The sequence below is a fragment of the Saccharopolyspora sp. NPDC045941 genome (assembly GCF_056431445.1).
This window is the reverse complement of record NZ_JBWKKU010000098.1, coordinates 1-21935: the sequence shown is the minus strand read 5'-3', so window position 1 is coordinate 21935 and position 21935 is coordinate 1. Positions and strand designations below refer to the sequence as shown.

General features: G+C 71.2%; 17 protein-coding genes. 4 read left to right on the top strand and 13 right to left on the bottom strand.

The genetic code is table 11. The features are described from left to right. Positions 1 to 13 precede the first annotated feature (13 nt). The 3 genes from AC07FN_RS42670 to AC07FN_RS42660 are packed head-to-tail and all read right to left on the bottom strand — an operon-like array spanning position 14 to position 2860. Positions 14 to 775 carry an ESX secretion-associated protein EspG gene (locus tag AC07FN_RS42670; RefSeq protein WP_478400820.1) on the bottom strand — a complete coding sequence of 254 codons (762 nt, stop codon included), beginning with the start codon at positions 773 to 775 and terminating at the stop codon, positions 14 to 16. Further along, a complete protein-coding gene (locus AC07FN_RS42665) occupies positions 775 to 2403 on the bottom strand; it encodes a PPE domain-containing protein (RefSeq protein WP_478400819.1) in 1629 nt (542 codons plus the stop codon). Before AC07FN_RS42665 ends, AC07FN_RS42670 begins: the two co-directional genes overlap by 1 nt. Positions 2404 to 2458: 55 nt before the next feature. Beyond that, positions 2459 to 2860 (bottom strand): hypothetical protein, encoded by a 402-nt coding sequence (locus AC07FN_RS42660; RefSeq protein ID WP_478400818.1) that lies wholly within the window; start codon positions 2858 to 2860, stop codon positions 2459 to 2461. A 172-nt stretch (positions 2861 to 3032) separates the two neighbouring features. On the opposite strand from AC07FN_RS42660, the gene AC07FN_RS42655 reads away from it, so the two are divergent. Further along, positions 3033 to 5108, top strand: a complete 2076-nt coding sequence (locus tag AC07FN_RS42655; RefSeq protein WP_478400817.1) for an AfsR/SARP family transcriptional regulator — start codon at positions 3033 to 3035, stop codon at positions 5106 to 5108. Positions 5109 to 5158: 50 nt separating this feature from the next. Here AC07FN_RS42655 and AC07FN_RS42650 read toward each other — a convergent pair whose 3' ends face one another. From AC07FN_RS42650 to AC07FN_RS42630, 5 genes are all read right to left on the bottom strand, one after another. Beyond that, positions 5159 to 6016: an SGNH/GDSL hydrolase family protein gene (locus tag AC07FN_RS42650; RefSeq protein ID WP_478400816.1), complete on the bottom strand. Its 858-nt coding sequence runs from the start codon at positions 6014 to 6016 to the stop codon at positions 5159 to 5161. Positions 6017 to 6334: 318 nt separating this feature from the next. Further along, positions 6335 to 8614, bottom strand: coding sequence for an oxidoreductase (locus tag AC07FN_RS42645; RefSeq protein ID WP_478400815.1), 2280 nt, complete (start codon positions 8612 to 8614; stop codon positions 6335 to 6337). A gap of 433 nt (positions 8615 to 9047) precedes the next feature. After that, positions 9048 to 9812 (bottom strand): amino acid ABC transporter ATP-binding protein, encoded by a 765-nt coding sequence (locus AC07FN_RS42640; protein ID WP_478400814.1) that lies wholly within the window; start codon positions 9810 to 9812, stop codon positions 9048 to 9050. Further along, a complete protein-coding gene (locus AC07FN_RS42635; protein WP_478400813.1) occupies positions 9809 to 10642 on the bottom strand; it encodes an amino acid ABC transporter permease in 834 nt (277 codons plus the stop codon). Before AC07FN_RS42635 ends, AC07FN_RS42640 begins: the two co-directional genes overlap by 4 nt. Positions 10643 to 10975: 333 nt before the next feature. Continuing rightward, entirely contained in the window at positions 10976 to 11764 is a 789-nt protein-coding gene (locus tag AC07FN_RS42630; protein WP_478400812.1) for an ABC transporter substrate-binding protein, read from the bottom strand. A 482-nt stretch (positions 11765 to 12246) separates the two neighbouring features. Between AC07FN_RS42630 and AC07FN_RS42625 the strand changes: the two genes are divergently transcribed. Next, positions 12247 to 13026 (top strand): endonuclease/exonuclease/phosphatase family protein, encoded by a 780-nt coding sequence (locus AC07FN_RS42625; protein ID WP_478400811.1) that lies wholly within the window; start codon positions 12247 to 12249, stop codon positions 13024 to 13026. A gap of 56 nt (positions 13027 to 13082) precedes the next feature. Here the strand turns inward: AC07FN_RS42625 and AC07FN_RS42620 are convergent, their stop codons facing one another. The 4 genes from AC07FN_RS42620 to AC07FN_RS42605 all read right to left on the bottom strand — a co-directional run bounded on the left by AC07FN_RS42620 (position 13083) and on the right by AC07FN_RS42605 (position 18142). Next, positions 13083 to 15149 carry a VanW family protein gene (locus AC07FN_RS42620; RefSeq protein ID WP_478400810.1) on the bottom strand — a complete coding sequence of 689 codons (2067 nt, stop codon included), beginning with the start codon at positions 15147 to 15149 and terminating at the stop codon, positions 13083 to 13085. Positions 15150 to 15230: 81 nt separating this feature from the next. Then, positions 15231 to 15551 carry a GroES family chaperonin gene (locus tag AC07FN_RS42615; protein WP_093260968.1) on the bottom strand — a complete coding sequence of 107 codons (321 nt, stop codon included), beginning with the start codon at positions 15549 to 15551 and terminating at the stop codon, positions 15231 to 15233. 238 nt (positions 15552 to 15789) lie between these two features. Further along, positions 15790 to 17643: an NHL domain-containing thioredoxin family protein gene (locus AC07FN_RS42610; RefSeq protein ID WP_478400809.1), complete on the bottom strand. Its 1854-nt coding sequence runs from the start codon at positions 17641 to 17643 to the stop codon at positions 15790 to 15792. 79 nt (positions 17644 to 17722) lie between these two features. Next, a complete protein-coding gene (locus AC07FN_RS42605; RefSeq protein WP_478400808.1) occupies positions 17723 to 18142 on the bottom strand; it encodes a hypothetical protein in 420 nt (139 codons plus the stop codon). Positions 18143 to 18842: 700 nt separating this feature from the next. Between AC07FN_RS42605 and AC07FN_RS42600 the strand changes: the two genes are divergently transcribed. Further along, positions 18843 to 19127: a hypothetical protein gene (locus tag AC07FN_RS42600; protein ID WP_478400807.1), complete on the top strand. Its 285-nt coding sequence runs from the start codon at positions 18843 to 18845 to the stop codon at positions 19125 to 19127. On the opposite strand, the gene AC07FN_RS42595 is transcribed toward AC07FN_RS42600, so the two are convergent. After that, positions 19114 to 20304: an AAA family ATPase gene (locus tag AC07FN_RS42595; protein ID WP_478400806.1), complete on the bottom strand. Its 1191-nt coding sequence runs from the start codon at positions 20302 to 20304 to the stop codon at positions 19114 to 19116. The genes AC07FN_RS42600 and AC07FN_RS42595 overlap by 14 nt on opposite strands. 191 nt (positions 20305 to 20495) lie before the next feature. On the opposite strand from AC07FN_RS42595, the gene AC07FN_RS42590 reads away from it, so the two are divergent. Further along, positions 20496 to 21824, top strand: coding sequence for a CoA transferase (locus tag AC07FN_RS42590; RefSeq protein ID WP_478400805.1), 1329 nt, complete (start codon positions 20496 to 20498; stop codon positions 21822 to 21824). Positions 21825 to 21935: the final 111 nt, after the last annotated feature.

The window sequence follows — 21935 nt, the reverse complement described above, 5'->3', positions numbered from 1 at the left end:
TCCCCTCGGTTGTTCAGGCCGCTGCGGACACGACTTCGGCGAGGCGGCGCTCGATGCGACGGTTGTCGGCCGGGGAGATGCTGAGCCAGGCACCCTGGCTGACCATCAGGTACCGGCCCTGGTGCGTGTCGAACCAGGTGACCAGCGTCGACGCCCGTTCGGAGCCGCGGGAGACGCCGAACTGCCCGCCCGCGCGGCGGGTGTTCGCCAGCTCGGCCAGCGCCGCGGCGTCCTGGGCGGGCACCCCCGCCCTGGCCAGCGCCACCTCTTCGTCGAGATCGCCACCGAAGGGATCGTCGTCGTCCTCGTCGAGGGCGCTGGCCAGCTGGTCCTGGCGAACCGAGATCGACCGCAGCGGCCCGGGTTCGTTGGGCGGCAGCACGCCGACGGCCGCGATCGCCAGCGCGGTCGGGCGGATCTCCGTCAGGTGCAGCTCGCCGGCCACCAGCTGCGCGAGCACGCCGGCGCGGCCGGTGACGGCGGCCAGGGCCTGCACCGGGCCTCCGATGTGGCCCACCACGTCGACCGAGGTGTCGTTCTCGTGGAGCAACCGCAGCAGGTCCGCCAGCCGCGGGTCGAGCTGGTCGCCCGTCGCGTACCCGCGGCCGGACAACGACCGGAACGCGTCGGCGGCGAGCTCGGCGCGCTCCTCCATCGTCGCGCCGAGGCTCGGCACCTCCAGCGGGAACGGGACGCGGCCCAGGCCGAGCGCGCCGTGCACGAGGTCGAATTCGGCGGCGGAAAGCGCGAAGTCCGGCGCTGTTGTCGTGGTCATCACTGGCCCTGCTGCTTCTTCCGCTTGCCCTCGCCGATCACCGGCGGCGGCAGGTCGGCGCCAGGCACCTCGACCACCGGGCCGCCCTCGACGTACTTGCTGGTGCGTTCCTTCTCCTGGCCTTCGCCCTGGCCGCGCTGGGCACCGCCCATCGGCCCCATCCCGGGAGCGCCCGCCGCGCCGGACTGACCGGGCATGCCGGCGCCCCCGCGTCCGGCGAACCCGCCGTCGGGTCCGCGGCCGGTGCCCGACACGCCGCCGGGGCCCACGCCCGACGTCCCGCCCGGGCCCACACCGGAACCGCCGCCCGCGCTGGACAGGCCGACCGGTCCGCCGCGGAAGCCCGAGCCACCGCCGGGGCCGGAACCGGGCATGACGGGTCCGCCCGGGCCGCCACCGGTGCCGGGGATCGGCGGGATCGGCCCGCGCCATCCGCCGGGTCCGGTCTGGTTTCCGGGCCGGTTGGGCTGGTTGGGACGGTTCACGCGCGGCCCGGTCATGTAGGGGCCGCCGTCCGGCCCATGGAACGGCCGCGGCGTGTGCTGCCGGTCGTCGCCGAGCGGCGGCAGGTTGCCCGGCGGGTGGACACCGTTCGTGCCCTGGGAAGTCGTGGTCTTGGGCTGGTAGTCCCCGAGGGGCGGCATCTCCGGTGGCCGGAACGACCGCGTCGGGCCATCCATCGACGGGGTGCTGCCCAGCGGCGTCGGGGTGTTGCCGAGCGGCGGAGCCGAGAAGGACTTCGTCGGCGGATCCATCGTCGGGGTGTTGCCGAGCGGCGGAGCCGAGAACGTCTTCGTCGGCGCATCCATCGGCCCGGTACCGCCGGGGCCCGGCCCCTGGAACGGCGTCGGGGCGCCACCGGGCTGGCTGCCCTGCAGCGGCTCGACCTTCGCGGTCAGCCGCTGCGTTTCCATGACGTCGCCCGGCGCGGAGTTCGGCGAGGTCGAGCTCGGCGCTTCCGGATCCGTGCCCACGTTCTGGGGCTTGAGCTCGGCGCGCTCGGCCACGTGCTGCTTCTGCAGTGGCACCGGCTCGTCGTTCGTGACCGGGTTCGGCGGGGGAGTGAACTTCGGGGTGTCGCCGTCGATGTTGCGGGACTCGCCCTCCATCCAGGTCATCACCTGGACCGCCTGCTCGTGGGCGGAGGCGGACCGGTCCTGGTGGGCCTTCAGGTCGACGCAGGCCTGCCGGAAGCCCTCCATGTTGCCGGTGGCGAAGGTCACGACCGCCATCGCGTTGATCATCTCACCGCCCCCGAGCGGCTCGGGCATCTCGGCCCTGGCGGTTTCCATGATCCGCCCCTGCACCGCGACCCGCTCCGCCATCGCGCCCGCGGTCGTGCCCGCGTCGTAGTTCCAGTCGGCCAGCTGCTGGATCGCCGACCGCGCCGCTTCGGCGGCCTCGCCCTGCCAGCCCGCTTCGGTGGCCCGCAGCCGCTCGCCCATGCGCGTCGCGGATTCGGCCAGCTCGCTGCTCAACCGGTTCCACTCGTCGGCCAGCTGGCCGACGCGGCCGGGATCGTTGCCGGTGTGCACCGCCTCGTAGAGCTCGCGGTGGCTGCGCGAGGCCCAGTTCTGCGTCTCGGTCAACGCAATGTCGACGTCCGGCCCAGCGGTCTCCTGGGTCATGTCCGGTCTTTTCCCCTCGACTGCGGATCGGTGCGCCCGGCCGAAACCGGTCCCATCAAACGAGCTTCCGGAAGGAGTCCGACACGTGCTCCTCGATGTCCCGGTACTCGCGCATCGCGGCGACGATGGCGTCGCGGGCTTCTTCCAGGACCTCCCGGTAGCTCGTGAGCACTGCCGTGAAGGAGTTCTCGTCGCCTTCGGCGCGGTTCGCGAACTTCGCCGCCATGGCCTCGCCGACCGGGTTCTGCCCCAACGGCGCGTGCTGGGTGAGCGAAGCGGACCTGGCCAACCAGTCGTCCACTGTGGACATCTGATCCTCCAGGGCGGAGCGGATCTCCGCACCGGCTGCCGGGTCCAGGCGCAAGCCTTCCGATTCCACCGCCTTGCGCAAGTGCTTGACGCCGGACACGGACCGAACGAGCGCGACTTTTGCCCGTTCTCCCACGTCTTCGCTCATGAATCCCCCAGACAGAACATCACCCGGTTATGATCGCACTCGCCGCCAACGCCGGACCAACGCCGGACCAACGCGAGCGTTGGCGGGCGCACTCGCCGACGAACGACTCGATCGGGAGCGGATGTCTTCTCCGAGAACCCGACCACAACCGCGGATTCGCTTGCTGGGCCCGGTGGAATTGCTGCGATCGGACGGCCGAACGGCGGCCATCAGTGCCGCCAAACGGCGCAATGTCCTCGCGGCGCTGGCGATCGACCTCAACCGCATCGTCTCCGTCGACCGGCTGATGGACATCGCCTGGAACGGCCATCCGCCGCCCACGGCCAGGGCCTCGCTGCAGGGCCACATCGCCCAGCTGCGCAAGGACCTCGGCGACGGCGTGGAACTCGTCACCCGTTCCCCCGGCTACCTGCTGCTCGCGCCCCGCTCGATGCTCGACGTGACGCGGTTCGAGGACCTGATCGCGGACGCCAGGAACGCGTCCGACGAGGAGGCCGTCGACCTGCTGCGCGCCGCACTCGCCCTGCGCCGCGGCCCGGCCCTGGCCGACGTCGAGTCGGAAGGCCTGCGCCGGGACGTCTCGGACCGGCTGGACGAGTCGGTGCTCACCGCGGTGCACGAGCTGGCCCGGCGGCTGAACCGGCTCGGTCGCGCGGCCGAGGCGATCGACCAGCTCCGGGAGGCCGTCGCGCTGCGGCCGCTGCGCGAACCCCTGGTGGAGCTGCTCGTGCTGAGCCTGCACCAGGCCGGTCGGCAGGCCGAGGCGCTCGACGTCTTCCGCGACACGCGGATCCGCCTCGCCGAAGAGCTCGGCGTCGCCCCCGGTACCGGCCTGCAGGAGGCCTTCCACACCGTGCTCAGGGCCGACGACCGACGGCCACCGGCTCCCGTTCCCTCGCAATTGCCCAGGGAGAACCGGGGTTTCGTCGGCCGCGGCGCCGAACTCGCGCAGCTGGACGCGGCGCTGGACGACGACGGCCCGGTCCGGATCCTCACCGGCCCGGCGGGCGTCGGCAAGACCGCGCTCGCGCTGCGCTGGGCGCACCAGGTGGCCGCGGACTTCGAGGACGGCTGCCTGTTCGTCGACCTCCGCGGGTTCGACGACGCGGACCCGGTGGCGCCGGCGCAGGCGCTCAGCGGTTTCCTCCGCGCGCTCGGGGTGCCTGCCGCGCGGATCCCCGACGACCTCGACGAACGCGCCGCGCTGTACCGCTCGGTGCTGGCGGACCGACGGCTGCTGGTGGTCCTCGACAACGTGCGTTCGGCCGCGCAGGTCCGCCCGCTGCTGCCCGGCAACTCGGGTTGCGTGGTGCTGGTGTCGAGCCGGAGCCGCCTGGACGACCTGGCGGCCACCGAGGGAGCGGTCCGGCTGTCGCTGCCGGTGTTAGACCGGCAGGCGGCGGTCGCCGTTCTGCGGCTGCTGTTCGGCTCCGAGCGGATCGCCGCCGAACCCGCCGCCGCTGCCGAGCTGGCGGAGCTGTGCGACCGGCTCCCGCTGGCGCTGCGGATCGCCGCCGCCCGCGGCGCCAGCCATCCGCACTTCACGATCCGCTCGCTGGCCGACATCTACTCCGACGAGCGCCACCGGCTGACCAGGCTGTCGCTGCCGGATTCCGGCGGGAGCATCCGCGCCGCCCTGACCAACAGCTACCGGCGGCTCGACGACGCGTCGGCGCGGCTGTTCCGGCTGCTGGGCGAGCATCCCGGCGCCGAGGTCGACTACTTCGCGGCCGCCGCGCTCGCGGGCACCAGGCTGCGGGACAACCAGGCCCGGCTGGAGAGCCTGGTGGCGGTCAACCTGCTGCACGTGACCGGCCCCGGCCGGTACGGGCGGCAGGACCTGGTCCGGCTCCACTCGGCGACCCTCGCCGCGGCGGAGCCCGCGGCCGACCGGGAGGCCGCGATCACCCGGCTGCTCGACTACTACCTGCACGCCGCCGAAAGCGGCCTGCGCGCGGTCGAAGGTCCGGCGCGGCGGCCCGGGCAGCAGGCCGCGCACCCGCTCGCCGAGCTGCCCGACCTGCCGACGGCGCAGGCGGCGCTGAACTGGTTCCGGACCGAAGAGGACAACATCCAGCACGCGCTCGTGCTGGCGACCGCGCGCGGCCGGCACGACCGGGCGTGCCAGCTCGGGCTGTACCTGGACCGCTTCCGCCGCCACGTCGGCGAGCCCGAGCCCCGCGAGCTGGGCGAAGCGCTGGCGCAGGCGTTCTTCCCGGGGCACATCTGCGGGAACTCGGTCTTGTAGCAGCAGAAAGCCCCCGCAACGGCTCGGGTGCGGGGGCCTTCGGTGTCGGGTCAGGACCGGATGTGCTGCACGGCTTCCGCGACGGTCTGGCCGAAGACCTGCATGCCCTTGGCGTTCGGGTGCAGCGGCGCCGCGACCGACGTCGGGAACATGCCCTCGTAGTACTTCTCCGCCGGGGCCGCGCAGACGTCGTGGCCCTCGCTGACCGGGCCGAGGTCGACGAACTGCGCGCCGTGCGCCGCCGCCCGCTCGCCGAGCATCGCGCTCAATTTGTCCACACTGGACTGGATGTAGTCCGCGTCGCGCGCCCAGACCGGCTCCTTCGGATAGCAGCCGCCCGGCCGGAGGTAGGTGCCGTAGCCGACCACCACGATCTCGGCGTTCGGCGCCCGGTGCCTGATCTGCGCGAGCGCGTCGTCGAAGCGCGGCACGAGCGCGTCGATCCGTGCCGCGAGCTCGTCCCCGCCACCCGCGGTGAACTCGTCCGCGCAGGACGATCCGAGCGGATCCGGGAGCAGGTTCACGCACGAAACCGCCGCCTGCACCAGCGATACGTCGTTGCCGCCGATGGTGACCGTCACCAGGTCGGTCCGGTCGCTGAGCGCGGCGTACTGCGGGGCCATGATGCCGTGCTGCCTGCCGGAGAAGTCTTCGATCTTCGCGCCCGAGCAGGAGACGTCGGTCAGCTTCGCGCCGATCAGCCGGGCCGCCACCCGCGGGTAGTTCTCCCTGGAGCGGAAGCAGAGCAGGTTCGGGTCGGGGTTCGGCGTGAGCGGCCCGGCGGCCGCCGAATCGCCCATCGCCACGTATTCGAACTCGTCGGCCGCGTGCGCGGTGGGCGCGAGCAGCGCCCCCGCCACGGCGAGGGCAGAACCTAGTTGGGCGAGACGACCGAGCTGGGATCCCACGCGGGCCTCCTGCGAGAGCTGGGCACTGGCCAGCTTGATCTAGCACGGCAAGATCGTCACGGCGCGAGAATTCACCCGATCGTCGAGCGCCCCAACGTGTCCTGCCGCAATTTCAATGGAAATCGAAGGCCCGATTTCCATTGAAATTGCGGACCCCTGGGGGGCACGGCCGTCCAGGGGCCGTCCTGGAACTGCCTGAGAGGTCGTTCCAGGATGGGGCGGGGGCACGCGTGAGGTGTGGATGCCCGGCTCACCGGGCGCCGTTTTCGCTCGAAAACGGCGTTCCTTCCTTCGGGGCGGGCCTTTCTGAAGCGGCACCTAGAGCTCTCGGTGGAGGGCTCTGGTGATGCCCGCCGCGACCGTGGTCGCCAGGATCCAGCCCGAGGCGATCAGCACCACCGTGATCCACTGCGAATTGCCGTGCGCCTGCCACATCACGTCGTGACCGAGGTTGATGATCGGCACCAATTGGTCCACTGTGTACAGGAACGGGTTCCACACCGGGTGGTCTTCCTCGTTGATCGGGACCAGCGGGTGGTGGTCGAACCAGGTGGTGCCCGCCGCGGTCAGCAGCACCAGCCAGATCAGGGCGCGCAGCGGGCGGTAGCCGTAGCTGACCGTGATCAGCTGCAGCATGCTCCACAACCGCACCGGCCACCGGAACGCGGGCCGGGTCGCGGCCGCGATCGCCTGGTAGCGGCGACGCTGCTTCTCGATCAGCACCAGCACCGCGTGCTCTTCGTTGCCGTTGCCGCGGAACACCCGCGCCAGCTGGTCGTACGGCCCGGGCTGGTAGCGGCCGCCCGAGTTGTCGCGCAGCCAGCCGAGCCGCTCCCGCACCGCGGCCTGGTCCGTCGGCTCGATGGTGGTGGTGAAGTTGTCGTACCCGAAGTCCTCGACGTCGACGCCGCCGGACGCCGCCCACAGCGACGCGCTGTCCGCGATCAGCTCGCACTGCGCCTGCCGCAGCATGATCCGGCCCTGCGGCGCGGTCTCCGGAACCAGCGTGAGCTCCTGCGCCACCAGGCCGAAGGCGTTGATCGCGTTGCGGCTGGTGCCGTCGCCGAGCCGGCAGCCCCAGAAGTTCGCCTGCCGCCCGATCTCGGCGCGCCGCAGCTGCACCTCGCCCTCGGCGAGGAACGGCCGGCTGCCCGCCGCGCACACCAGGTCGCGCGCGATGCGGGCCGCCCGGAGGTCCAGGGAGGACTTGTAGGACATCCGGTGGCGGTGCCACGCGGGTTTGGTCAGGTGCGCCGAGCGCAGGTCGACGTTGGCGCCGATCTGGGCGCCCTGCAGCTGGATCGAGCCGACGACGTCGGTCTCCCGGCAGTCCAGGTTGCTGCCGACCACGAGCCGGCTGGCCTGCAGCACGTCGGTGCGCGGGCCGTGCAGGCAGGCCTTGTTCAGCTGGAAGCTGCCGTGCACCCGGACGTCGATCATCCGCACCTGGCCGTGCAGCTCGACCCGCGACGCCTCCAGGTTGCCGAGGATCTCGGTGCCGTCGATGTGCACCGAGCGCAGCGGCTGCTCGACCGACGCCTTCTTGGAGCGCGACCAGCTCAGGTCGATGTGCGCGCCGGACATCCGCAGGTCGCCGCCGACCTTCGCGCTCACCATCCGGATGGTGCCGCCGCTGCGGAAGCCCTGGTCGATCTGCACGTCGCCGCGGATGTCGCCGCGGTCGATGACGAGCGTGCTGGTCGGGTCGTCGTACTGGGATTCGCCGCGCTGCGAGGGCGCGACGCCCGGTTCCAGCACCGCGTCGCGCAGCCGCAGGTCGCCGAAGATGTGCGCGCTGGGCAGGAACATCAGCCCGGCGACGGTGAACGGCCGGCGCGTGAGCGGGTCGACGTCGCAGCGCAGGCTGCCGCCGATCTGGATCCCGTTGGCGTTCAACGCGTACCGGCCCCGGTTGCGCAGCGCCCCGCCGGAGAGCGTGAGGTTGCCGCCGACCTTCGCGCCGGGGATGCGGATCTCGCCCGCCACCTGCAGCCGCAACCCGAGCAGCGCACCGGAGACGGACAGCCGGTCGCCGTAGATGGCGCGGCCGCCGGGATTGCGCAGCTCGCTGTCGTTGAGCAGCAGCGAACCGCCTAGCTGGGCGTCGGCGAGGTCGACGATGCCGCCGATGCTCGTGCAGTTGCGCAGCACGGTGTCGTTGCTGGTGTTGAGGTTTCGGGCGTCGATGCCAGGGAACCGGCAGTGCCAGAGCACAAGGCCGGCGATGTTCGCCTGCCGCAGGTCGGGCGCGTGCTCGAACCGGCAGCGGACGAATTCCAGCAGGTACGGCAGGTCGGTGGCGCGCAGGTCCAGGTGCCCGGTGATCACCGCGTCCTCGATGGCGATGACCTGCTGCTGGCCGCCGCTGCGCCGGGAGAACGGCCGCCAGCCGGGTTCCTCCAGCGACTCGACCAGGCGGCGGGCGAGGTACTCGCCGCGGATCTCGCGGTCCTGGGAGTGCCGCACTGCGTGCACGTCCAGCGGCGGGACGGCGCCCGGGGTCACGCGGTCGGCTCTGCCCTGCCGGAGCAGTTCCTCGAACCGCTGCTCCGCAGCGGTGAGCGGACCGTTGCTGTCCCACGGCTTGACGACCGGCACCCTCGCCCCCGACCTAGTCCCCGACCAGCTGATCAACTTGATCACCCGAAAAGGTAGTCGATCAACTACCTCCAGAGGTTGTCTTTGAAGCGGCGCAGCCGCTTAGCCCATCTACGCAACCGGCACCGCCGCGGGTTCTCAGGTGTCTTCTCGCGAGGACAGCCCCGACGTGGTGAATTGGCATTCATGAGTCGGGGATCCCACAGCGAGAAGGCACCTGAGGTTCCGCCACCCGCACCGCCAAGCAGAACGAGCCTGGAACATCCTCTGTAGAACTCCGACGTGTGATCACAACCGTTGGTTGCGATGCGCCGCGGAGTGCAGCCGGATGGCCTATTCGGTTCCACGTGAAACCTCGGCCCGGAACGAGCGAACGGCCCGTTCTCCTCGCGGTACGAGGTGAACGGGCCGTTCGCGCGGTCCTGCCGCCAGATCACTCCGGGGCGGAGTGGGTGTGGGTCGGGTCGAGGACGCGGGCGAGGAAGGTGCGGGTGCGCTCCTCCTTCGGCGCGCCGATCACCTCGGCCGGCGGCCCCTGCTCGATGATCCCGCCGCCGTCCATGAACAGCACCCGGTCGGCCACCTCGCGGGCGAACTGCATCTCGTGGGTGACCACGAGCATCGTCATGCCCTCGTCGGCGAGCTGCCGCATCACGCCGAGCACGTCGCCGACCAGCTCCGGGTCCAGCGCCGATGTCGGCTCGTCGAACAGCATGACCTGCGGGTTCATCGACAGCGCCCGCGCGATCGCGACCCGCTGCTGCTGGCCGCCGGAGAGCTGCGCGGGCATGGCGTCGGCTTTGTCCGACAGCCCGACCCGCTCCAGGTTCTCCCGCGCGACCTTCTCCGCCGTCGCCTTGTCCCGGCCCAGCACCTTGCGCTGCGCCACGGTCAGGTTGTCCAGCACGTGCAGGTGCGCGAACAGGTTGAACTGCTGGAACACCATGCCGATGTGCCGGCGGGCACCGTCCAGGTCGGTGTCCGGGTCTGTGAGGTCGGTGCCGTCCACCACGACCTTGCCCGCGGTCGGCTCCTCCAGGAGGTTCACGCAGCGCAGCAGGGTGGACTTGCCGGAGCCGGACGGGCCGATGACGCAGACGACCTCGCCGCGCGCCACCTCCAGGTCGATGCCGCGCAACACTTCCAGGGAGCCGAACGACTTGCTCAGCCCGTTGATCTCGATCATCACGTCGCTCATGCCTTGGCCCCCTTGGTCCGCGCCCCGCCGCCGTACTTGCGCTCCAGCAGGTCCGAAACCCGGGACAGCGGAATGGTGATGATCAGGTAGCACAGCCCGGCCACCAGCAGCGGCGTGAGCGATGCGTACTCGTTCAGCGCGGCACGGCCGAACTTCGCCAGCTCGTACTCGTTGGCGGCCAGGCCGAGCAGGTAGACCAGCGACGAGTCCTTGGTCAGCAGGATCAGCTCGTTGGTCAGCGGCGGCAGGATGATCCGGAGCGCCTGCGGCATCACCACGGTGATCATGGTCCGGGTCGGCGACATGCCCAGCGATCGGGCCGCCTCGATCTGCCCCTTCGGCACCGCCTGGACGCCGGCGCGGATGGTCTCGGCCATGTAGGCCGCGCCGACCAAGCCGAGCGCCAGCATCACCGTGGAGTAGATGTCGAACCGCAGCTGGAAGGCGATCGGCACGCCGAAGCCCAGCGCGATGAACACCAGCAGCGCGGGCAGGCCGCGGAACAGCTCGATGTAGCCGGTGGCGATCCACCGGTACGGGCCGACCGGCGACATCTTCATCAACGCCAGCAGGATGCCCAGCCCGAGGCCGAACCCGAAGCCGAGCGCGGTGTAGATGATGGTGTTGACCAGCGCCGTGGTGATCACGGCGGGGAACTGCGCCATCGCCACGTCGACGTTGAAGAACGCCCGCGCGATGGAGTTCCAGTCCGCGACCACGGCCACCACGATGATGACCACGATCAGCACGGCGTACTGGATGCCGCGGTTGAGCCGGGCCTTCTGCCGCCGGCCCAGCCCTGACTTGGGCCGCTCGGTGTCGGTTGTCATGAAGTCTCCTGATCAGTGTTCGGGGCCGGCGGTGGAGCACCCGCCGACCCCGTCCGTTGGCATTGGAGCGCGTTGCTCGCCATCCGATCGCACAGATCGGTAGTTCGACGTACTCGGCTGTGGTTGCCGTCAGGCAGCGGCGAAGCCGCTTCCGACCACCTACGCAGGTCGACCACCCGCGGGTTCTCAGACGGTGCCCACCCCGTAAGGGGTTCTCTGCGAGGACCTGCCCCGATGCCGCGTATTGGTCCATACACAAGTCGGGGATCCCGCAGTCGAGACGGCGTCTGAGGTTCCGCTAGGTGACCACCTGCGCAAACCAGCCACCAACCGTCACTGCGGCTTCTTGCCGAACCACTTCTCGTAGATCTTGTCGTACTCGCCGTTTTCCTTGAGCTTCTTCAGCGCGGCGTTGACCCGGTCCTTCAGCGCCGTGTTGCCGGTGGCCATGCCGATGCCGTACTGGTCGCCGGTGCTGAACTCGTTGGTGATCTCGACGTTCGGGTTGCTCTTGACGAAGTCGCCGAAGACGCTGTTGTCGTTGATCGCCGCGTCGACCTGGCCGGTCTCCACCGCGGTCACCGACAGCGGCAGGTCCTCGAACTGGACGACCTCGTAGCCGTTGGCGTCCTTGTTCTCGTTCGCGTACTTCTCACCGGTGGTGGCCAGCTGGACGCCCAGCTTCTTGCCGCGCAGGTCAGCCAGGCTCCGGATGCCCGAGCCCTTCTTCGTCATCAGCGCCTGGGTGGAGTCGAAGTACGGGTCGGAGAAGTCGAAGTTCTCCTCGCGGGCCGGCGTGATGCTCATGGCCGCGGCGGCCACGTCGCAGCGCCGCGTGTTGAGATCCTCACCGGACTGGATGCCCTCGAACGGGGTATCCAGGATTTCCTGCTTCAGGCCCATGTCCGCGGCGATCGCGTCGACGAGGTCGACGTCGAAGCCGACGATCTTCCCCTGGTCGTGGAACTGGAAGGGCTTGTAGTCCATGTGCGTGCAGGTCGTGAGGATGCCCGGCTTGATCACCTCCACGCCGCCGTCCGCCGTGCCCCCACCGCCGGTGGTGGACTCGGCACAGCCCGCCGCGACGGCGGTGGCCAGGGCCAGAGCGGGCAGCAGAGCCATCGCTCGTAGTGTTCTGCGACGCGCCACGATGTCACTCCTAGTAGGTGAGAACGCGAGTGTTCGAATGGTGCCACTCGTTCGGGCGTAATCCCAATGCTGAGTGTTGCGAAGCCATCAAGTTTTCGGTCCGCGCCCGGTCGCGGACCGGCCGGTGATCGGAAACCTGCCAGCGGACCGGGGCGAAGACGAAAGATATTCCGCCGAACCTCCCCTGTTCGTGCGGGTTGTCGCCCGCTACTGCCGAATGGCACTCAGTCTCATGTGGTGTGTGCCACTGGTCAACAGGGAGTGCTCGACGGGCTCCGGAACGCGCTCGCGAGACCCCTGCGGACGATCACTGCTCGTACACGCAACGTGTCCGGACGGGTGCACTTGACGAGAAGTCGCCACTACCCCATCCGGCGGTCGAGCGGATATTCGCTGGTGAGCAGACTTTCGACGGGTGCCGACCCCGCGGCGCCGAGAGCCCTGAGGAGGTCCCGATGAAGCGTGCCGGCCTGCGCCGATCGGCCGCGCTGTGGATCGCAGCGGCATTGGCCGCGCTCGCCGCCGTCGCCGTCCCGGTCGCCCAGGCGCAGACCACGGCGGTCCAGCCCTTCACCGTGCTCCAGCTCAACATCTGCAACAGCGGCTTCGCCGACTGCTACGCGGAGGGCAAGTCGGTCGACTCGGCGATCGCCGCGATCCAGCAGCGCCGGCCGGACGTGGTGACGATCAACGAGGTCTGCGCCCCGGACATCACCCGCATGACGCACGAAACGGGCTACCGCTGGGCGTTCGCCCCGGTCGGCGACAAGGCGACCGGCAGCCCGTTCGCCTGCAAGGACGGGCGCGGCGACTACGGCGTCGCCATCCTGACCCACCCCGATCTCGGGGCCGCGGGCGAGGCCGTCGAGCGGCAGTACGCGGCGCAGGACGGCGGCAACGAGCAGCGGGTGCTGCTGTGCGTGCCGTACTCCAAGGTCGCCGCGTGCACCACGCACCTGTCCGCGAGCGACGGCCAGGTCGCGGCCGAGCAGTGCCGGGAGCTCTCCGGCGTCGCGACCGCGCTCGGCGCCGAGTCGGTGATCGGCGGAGACCTGAACCTGGTCGCCGGCGGCAACCCCGACGTGCAGGGCTGCGTGCCCGACGGCTGGTACCGCACGGACGACGGCAGCGTGCAGCACGTGCTCGCGATGGACGTGTTCCGGTTGGAGCACGCCGAGACGATCCCGATCGACGGCACCGACCACCCCGGCCTGCTCGTCGCGACCACCCGCTGAAACGCGAGAGCGGTCGCCCCGGGGAACCGGGACGACCGCTCGTCGGCGACTCGCCGTCAGCCCGGCGGGGCGGGCGCTCCGCCCGGCGGCGCGCCGCAGTGGATGATCGGCTGCGGGTTGTAGACGGTGTGCTGGGTCTCGGTGCGCACCCGGCCGGTGGTCACGTCCTTGATGGTCCGGGTGTCGTTCACCGAGAAGCCCGGCGAGCCCTTGCTCGGGCTGCACGGCTCGCCCGGCGGCACGACCTTCTCCTGCGGCTGCGTGGGGCTGGTCCGCTCGCCGGTCTGCGAGGACACGTCGAACTGCTTGGTGCCCCAGAGCTGCACCGTGATCGACGACGGCGTCCAGCGGGTGGTGATCATGATCCCGCTCTTGGCGACGTTCTTGAACTTGACGTCGATGATGCTCGCGCCGCTGGGGCTCTGGAACACGGTGGCCTCGCGGCCCGCCGGGTAGCGGCTGATGTAGTAGCTGTGCGCCTTGTGCTCGACGTTCTGCATGCCGGCGAAGTACGAGGCGTTGTACAGCGTCGTGGCGAACTGCGAGATGCCGCCGCCGACGGCCCGGCCCGGGCGGCCGTTCTCGATGATCCCGGACTCGACGTAGCCCTGCGGGATCCCGCGCGGCCCGGTGTGCCCGTTGAGGCTGAAGACCTCGCCCGGCTTGATGATCGCGCCGTTGACCTGCTCGGCGGTCCGCCGGATGTTCACCCCGGACGCGGCCTCGAACCCGCCGGTGGTGAACTCGCCGACCACCTCGCGGATGCCCATCTGGTTGGCCTGCTCGGTGGTGAACTTGGCGGGTTCGTGCACGTAGATGGCCTGCACGGCGCGGTCCTGCGGCCTGCGGAGCACCTCGTCGATCCGCTCGAAGCTCTTGTTCCAGTCGACGCCGATGCCGTCGGTGGACGGCCGGACCACCGGCGCGCCGCCTTCCAGGACGATCTCGGCGTCCTTGCCGGGCTTGATCGTGTCGGCCAGCTGCGGTTCGACGCTGCCGATCGCGGCCGGCAGGTCCACGTGGGACTTCAGCCCGCCGGCGCCGTCCGGCTCGAACCGCAGCGCCGCGGCGATCGCCGCGGGCGCCAGGGTCGCGTCCTTGCCCTGGCCGCGCACCGTCACCGGCGCGGACACCGCGGGCTGCGCGACCTCGCGCAGCGCCCGCTGCACGCCCTCGCTGGTCGTGCTGACCGGCTGCTCATCGAAGGGCACCTGCACGGCGACGTCGTCCGCCCAGTGGTTGAGCACCTCGTCGGTGGCCCGCTGCACGTCGATGGTCTGCCCGGTGATCGGGTCGACGGCGACCGGCTTGGTGCCCTCGAACCGGATGGCGCCCTCGGCCGGGGCCCGGTCCAGCTGCGGCCGGACCTGCTCCAGCGCCTGGACCAGCTGCTCGCGGTCGCCGTGGCTGACCGGGGCGACCTCGCTCGTGGTGAACAGCGAGGCAATCCGGGTGAACGGGTTCAGCGGCTGGCTGCCCGCCTGCTGGACGGTCGCCGTCCAGTCCATCTGCAGCCCGGACTGCTCCGGGTTGATCGTGGCGGTACGGTCGCCGACCCGCAGCTCGACGGGCTCGTTGAGGCCCGGGCCGAGCTTCTCGCGGAGCTCCGTCTCGGCGGCGGTCTCGTCCAGACCGCCGATGTCGACGCCGGCCACCACCGTGCCGCGCGGCACCTGGCCGCTGGTGAAGACCAGGTCACCGACGTAGAGCAGCGCCAGCACCCCGACCACGGCGCCGGCGGCGATGCCGGCGCGGATCAGGCCGCGGCGCTTCTTGTCGGCGTCGGACGGCGGCGGGGTCGCGGCGGTCCAGCCGCCGGGCTGGGCGCCGGCCTGCGGGATCGCCTGGGGCTCGATGCGGAACGTGGAGAAGTCGGCGGGCACCGCGGCGATCTGGGCGGTCCGCTCTGCGTCGGACTCCGGTGCCGGCTGCTGGGCTCCCGGCTTCGCGGCGCCCGACAGGTTGGGGCGGGTGCGTTCGTCGAAGTCGGCCCGCACCGCTGGGATCCGGGTGGTCTGCTCGACGCTGGTCTCCGGCTGGGCCTCGCCGGAACGTTCCGGGTCGGTGCGCATCCGTTCGGTCGACGGCTCGGCACCGCTTCGATGATCGTGGTTTTCCGGCACCGCTTCCCCTTCTCGTGTCGGTCGTGCGGTGGGGCGCGTGACGATATCGGCGGCCGGCTCCGCGAGGGAAGGCCGCGTCGACTACAGGTACAGCCCGGTGCCTTGTTCGGTGCGTTCGCTGGCAACGGCGTGCAGGTCCCGCTCCCGCATCACGAGGTAGGCCTGGCCCTGGACCTCGACCTCGAACTGCTCGTCGGGGTTGAACAACACCTGGTCGCCGACCTTCACCGTGCGCACGTGACTGCCCACGCCGAAGACCTCGCCCCACAGCAGCCGCTTGGCCACCTGGGCGGTCGCCGGAATCACGATGCCGCCGCTGCTGCGGCGTTCGCCGGATTCCGGGGAGATGCGCACCATGACCCGGTCGTGCAGCATCTGGATTTCGAGCTTGGCATCGGTCACCCGAAAAGTTTACTTGCCGCCGTCGGGCGACCAACCGGCCAGGGCAGGGCTTTCCGTGCCCGCCACGCGGATCCACCGGTGCCACCAACCGTTTCCGCTGGTCAAGTACTCGTGAGCGGTTTGGAGTGTCATAACGCTCCAAACCGCGCATGAGCATCTACCTGCGGAAACGCGAGCACGCGGCGTGCCCGACGGCCCCTGTCAACACCCGGTGCGGTGATCCACCGGGGCCGCGAAATCACGCCTCGGCGTCAAGGCCGCCCATCACTAGCGGCAACCGCTTCGGCCCGGCGGCCGCGATCTTGATTGGCACGCCCCAGTCCTGCCTGGTCAGGCGGCAGGCCGGGTGCTCGACCGACGGGTCGTCGTCGCAGCTGGCGGCCTGCGCCACGACGTGCAGCACGCCCTGTTCGATGCCCTCGGCCAGCACCAGGCGCCGCGTCAGATCGGTGCCCACGCCGGCGCCTTCGACCAGCAGTTCCGCCGGCGACGAGGTGATCTCCAGCCGGGTCGACGGCCCGTAGCGCTCGTCCAGCTTGGTGCCCGGCGGCGGCGTGAACACCACGGCGAGCTCGACCGCGCCGCTGCCGATCTCCGTGGCCGGCCGCTTGACCTGCTGCGACGCCCCCTCGACGAGGCGTGCCGCGACGCCCGGCGGGACCGGCCGCTCAAGCCGGTGCGCGGCGGAGGCGACCACGACGAGTTCCCCGTCCACCACCGCGGCGCCGGAGGGCTCCGCGACGTCGGTGGCCAGCGTCGACACCTCGCCGGTCGTCGGCTCGTAGCGCCGGACGGCGCCGTTGTAGGTGTCGCAGACCGCGACCGAACCGTCGGGCAGGATCGCGACGCCGAGCGGGTGCTGGAACAGCGCTTTCTCGGCGGGGCCGTCGGCGTGGCCGAAGTCGAACAGCCCGGTGCCGACGGCCGTGCGGACCTCGAAGCCATCGCCCGCGGTCTCGATCCAGCGCAGCGCGGAGGTCTCGGAGTCGGCCAGCCAGAGCCGGTCACCGCCGTCGGCCAGCCCGGACGGCTGTGCGAAGAACGCCTCGTCGGCGGCTCCGTCGCGCAGGCCCTCGACCGTCGTCCCGGCGAACCGCCGGATCTCGCCCGCGACCGGGTCGAACAGGCCGAGCGTGTGGTTGCCCGCCATCGCGATCACGACGCCGCCGGCCGGTTCCCACCAGGCGACGTCCCAGGGGCTGGTCAGCGGCGTCTCCAGCGCGGCTCCGCCGTCGGCGCCGTCGCGCCACTGCTCGCCGGTCCCGGCCAGGGTGGTGACCTCGCCGTCCGCGAGCCGGACGCCGCGCAGCAGGTGGTTGACGGTGTCGGCGACCACGACGTCGTAGCCGACCTGCTCGGCGACGTGCTGCGGCAGCAGCGCGAGACCGGCGGGCTCGGAGAACTCGGCGGCAGCGCCGTCCGCCCGACCGCGCCGACCAGCGCCGATGCGGCGCACCACGGTCTCGCCGTCGGCGGCGAACTCGACCAGCGAGTGGTTCGCGGAGTCCGACACCAGCAGGTTCCCGCTCGGCAGGGCGATGACCTTGCCGGGGAAGCGGAGCGTGGTCCCGGGCGCCTCCGGCGGCACGTAAGGGCCGTTCCCCCGGTGCAGCGTGCCCTTGGCCTCGTGTTCGGCGATGATCTCGGTGATCACGCTGCGCAGGGCCTCGACGTGCCCCTCACCAGCGGCGACGTGCACGACGTAGCCCTCGGGGTCTACGACGACCAGCGTCGGCCAGGCCTTGACCGCGTAGTTCTGCCAGGTGGTCAGCTCCGGGTCGTCGAGCACCGGGTGGTGCACGGCGTAGCGCTCGACGGCGGCGACCAGCGCATCCGGATCGGCCTCGTGCTCGAACTTCGGCGAGTGCACGCCGACGGTGACGACCTCCTCGGCGAACTCGGCCTCCAAGGGCCGCAGCTCGTCGAGCACGTGCAAGCAGTTGATGCAGCAGAACGTCCAGAAGTCGAGGACGAGGACCTTGCCGCGGAAGTCGGCAAGCTTGAGGTCCTCGCCGCCGGTGTTCAGCCACTGGCGGCCGATCAGCTCGGGGGCGCGGACACGGGCACGGCGTTTCTGCTGCTCAGCACTCACGCCCGCAGTCAACAACACGCCGCCGGACGGTGTTCCGACGGGTGCGGCGTCCCGAGTCGCGTCTCACTCCTCGGACCGGTCAGCCCCGGGTCCAGGAGGGCCACCACGGCGGGACGTGGTCGGCGCACTCGCCGAGCTGGGCCGGCTCGGCCCAGTAGGAGTACACCGCCCCGACCTCCGCGTAGAACGCCACCGCGACGACCAGCGCGATGCCGGCGACGGCCGCCGTCCGCGGGTGCCTGAGCCTGCGCGCGGCGGAGCAGATCAGCGGGAAGGTCACCCCGGACACGAAGACGTTGAGCACGAACAGCACCGGAACCGACAGCATCAGCGCGAACCCGTAGCGCTCGGTGTCGGTGAGGCAGGCAGCCCACGCCGCACTGACGACGAAGTACTCGACCGCCGTCAGGAGCGGCGTGATCACCGCGGCCGCGAGCAGGCCTGCGCCCACGCCTTTCCCGGACCTGCGCTCGGGAGCGCGCCGCTGCTCAACACGCACGCCCGCAGTCAACAGCACGCGGTCGCGGGGAGTCGGCGGATTGGACCGACCCGCCCGGCCGCGGGTCAGAGGCGGTTGCGATCGCGGACGTAGAAGGCGGTGGCCGCCAAGGTGGGGACCAGGGCGCCGACCAGGACGATGACGGCTTCCATTCGCGACTCCCTTCGCGCACGACGGTTCACCGGGGGACCCGGGAATAACGCCGGGTTCGGCTGGTTTCAGGTAGTAGGTGGGCGAGATGCCCGATACCGGCGGAGTGCCGGATTTGGAAAGCCCCGCGATGCTGCCAGGTCGGGGGTCCGACAGCACCGCGGGGTCATCCTGAATATCGACGCCCGACGGCTTCCCGTTACACACATGTCGACATGTGTCTCAGGTCACCCGTGATCCAACTCGGACCAGCGACGCCATCGGTCTTTATACAGCTCTCTAGCAGCTGATCTAGATAAGCCTAGAAAGATGTAGCGACAGCCCGGCCCACTAGGGGACATCTCCGGGAGAACGCCCGATGAGCTGCGGCGATCCGCGCAGCACACTCCGAGGTGATCATCTCTCGGAAGGGGCCGACCGCGCGCGAACAACCCGCCGCCGTGCGGAACTCGATCCTGCTCTGGCTGATCGCCGTGGGCGCCGGCGTCGTCGAAACGCTGATCCACGTCGTCCAGGCCTCGACCCGCTGCTGCTGCAGGCCGCCGTCCGGATGCTCATCTACGCCGCCCTCGCCGCCCTGGTGCTCCGGCTCCGCAGCGGCCAGAACTGGGTGCGTTTCGTGCTGGCCGTGCTGCTCGGCGGCATCGGGATGCTGAGCATGGTCGGGCCGCCGCTCGCCTCGGCGCTGACCGGCGGCGGGATCGCCGCACCCGCGGACGCCTGGCAGCTCGCCTTCCTCCTGGTCCGCGCGCTGCACGTGATCGCCGTGGCCAGCGCGCTGGTGGCGATGTTCCGGCCGAGCGCCAACCGGTTCTTCCGGGCTATTCCTGCGTGAGCAGGTAGCGGCCGAAGTGCGGGACGGTGAACGCGATCAGGCCGCGTTCGCCCGAGTACACCAGGCCCTTCTTGATCAGGCTGTCGCGCGCCGGGGACAGCGAGGACGGGCGGCGCTCCAGGTACTCCGCGATGGACGCCGTCGGCGCCGGCTCGTCACGGCCCTCGACGAGCTCCGCCATCGCCCGCAGGTACTCGCGCTCGGCGGGCGTGGCCCGCTCGTAGCGGGAGCCGAAGAATCCGACCGCGAGCTCGGTCTCCGCCTCCGGCGCCGCCAGCCGCACGTCCTCGTCGCTGATCTCCGCGCGCACCGCCGCGTCCCAGGTCGCCTTGCCGTAGGACTGCACGAAGTACGGGTAGCCACCGGAGATCGTGAACAGGGCGTCCAGGGCTGCCGGGGTGATCTCGGCGTCCTCGCGCTCGATGGGAGCGACGACGGCGCGGTCGGCGTCCGAGCGGTCCAGCCGGTCGATCCGCACGTAGCGGAACAGCCGCTCGGAGTAGGACTTGCTGGCCGACAGCACGGCGGGCAAGTGCGGCAGCCCCGCGCCGACGACCACCAGCGGCGCGCCGGACTGGGACAGCTCGTGGCAGGCCGCGCACAGCGCCGAGACGTCGGCGGGCTGCACGTCCTGCATCTCGTCGATCAGCAGCGCGATGCCGGTGCCGACGTCCGCGGCCAACTCGGCGACCTCGGTGAACAGCTCGACCAGGTCGATCTCGATGTCCCCGGAGTCGGCCCGGCCCTGGGCGGCGGGCACGTCGATGCCCGGCTGCCAGCGGTCCCGCAGCTTCGCGCCGTCCGGATTCGCCTTCAGCGCGAACGCCTTCAGGACGGCGAGCACTTCCTCGACGCGGTCCGGGGCGCGGTGCCGGACGGCGAGATCGCGGATCGCGCGGTGCAGCGCGGCGGACAGCGGGCGCCGCAGCCCGGCCTCCGGGCGGGCCTCCACCTTGCCCGCGCCCCAACCGCGCTTGACCGCCATCGAACGCAGCTCGCCGAGCAGCACCGTCTTGCCGACGCCGCGCAGGCCGGTGAGCACGAGGCTGCGCTCCGGGCGACCGCGCGCGACTCGTTCGAGCACGACGTCGAAGGCGTCGACCTCGCGATCCCGGCCGGCCAGTTCGGGCGGCCGCTGTCCGGCGCCGGGGGCGAAGGGGTTGCGGACCGGGTCCATTCCTCGGACTTTATCCAGTCGTCTAGCGCTGATTCGATATTCGGCGAGAAACCGCGATGGGTGTGTTGGCGCTCGACGGATATCCGCTCGTCTAGGGAAATCGCTAGACCGAGCGATACTCCGGAATCCGGAACCTGTGATCTTCGGCCGGACCTGCTGCGGTGGCCGCTTCGAGCACCGAGGATCTGGCCATGGAGCCCTGGCTGAACCCGTTGTCGGAAGCGCTGGGAACACTCGGGGTCGATCGCGATCCCGCCGAGCTGGCCGTGGCCGGCGAGCTCGGGCACCTCGCATCGCGACTGCCGGTGGAGGACACCGCGATCGCCTGCGTCGGCGCGGCGCTGCTCACGTCGACCCGGCGGCCCGTCGAGCTCGCGACCGGGCACGTCGCCGCCGCGATGCGCAGCGAGGCCCACCTCCGGCTCGACGGCGAGCCGCCGCTGGACGGCTTCGCGTCGATGTCGCGGTTCTGGCGAACCGCGGACGGCTGGGTCCGCACGCACGGCAACTACCCCTGGCACCGCGAAGCGCTGGTGCGCGCGCTCGGCACGCCCGATGACGTCGCGGCCGTGGCGTCGGCGATCGGCGAACTCCCGGCGCGCGAGGTGGAATCACGCGTGGTCGAGGCCGGCGGGATCGCCGCCGCCGTGCGCACTCCGCAGGAATGGCTGGCCGAGCCGCCGGGGCGGGCCGTCGCGGCGCAGCCGCTCGTCGGGACGGACCGGATCGGCAACGCCGCGCCGCGGAGCCGGGGAGACCGGATCCGGGTGCTCGACCTGACGCGGGTGATCGCCGGACCGGTGTGCACCCGCTTCCTCGCGGCACTCGGCGCGGACGTGCTGCGCATCGACCCGCCGCACCGCCCGGAACGCCCCGGCAGCTACGACACGCTGCTCGGCAAGCGCACCGCCGTGGTCGACGCGGATGAGCCGGAAGGCCTTGCGCTGCTTCACGAACTGCTGGCCGGGGCCGATGTGCTCGTGCACGGCTACCGGCCGGGCGCGCTCCGCCGCTTCGGGCTCGGCGCCGAGGAGCTCGCCGAACGGAATCCTGGCCTGGTGGTGGTCTCGCTGTCGGCTTGGGGAACGGCCGGGCCGTGGGGCGAGCGGCGCGGCTTCGACAGCATCGTGCAGGCGGCCTCCGGAGTCGCCACCGTCGAGTCCACATCGGACAGACCAGGCGCGCTGCCCTGCCAGTTGCTCGACCACGGCACCGGCTACCTCTGCGCGGCGGCGGTGCTCGACGGCCTGCGGCGGCAATCCGAGTCCGGTGGCACCTGGCTGCGCGAACTCTCCCTGGCCCGGACCGCGCACTGGCTCCTCGGCCTACCCCGCGCGGAACGCCCGCCGGTGCCGGCGGACGCCGAACGCTGGCTGACCGGACTCGACTCCCCGGGCGGCCGGATCACCGCGGTCGCCCCGCCCGGCCGGATCGGCGGAAAACCCCTGACCTGGCCCTTCATTCACGCCTACGGCACGGACGAGCCCCGCTGGAGCCCGCCGCGCATTACGAATCCGTGAGTGCTTTGTGCCGCTGTAGCCCGGATCCGCCGGTGGGTGCTTGCTAGCGGGGTTGTTGATCTTCGTTGTTGGTGGTGATCGGCAATCCCGTCGGTGGGCGTGTGGGGGCTG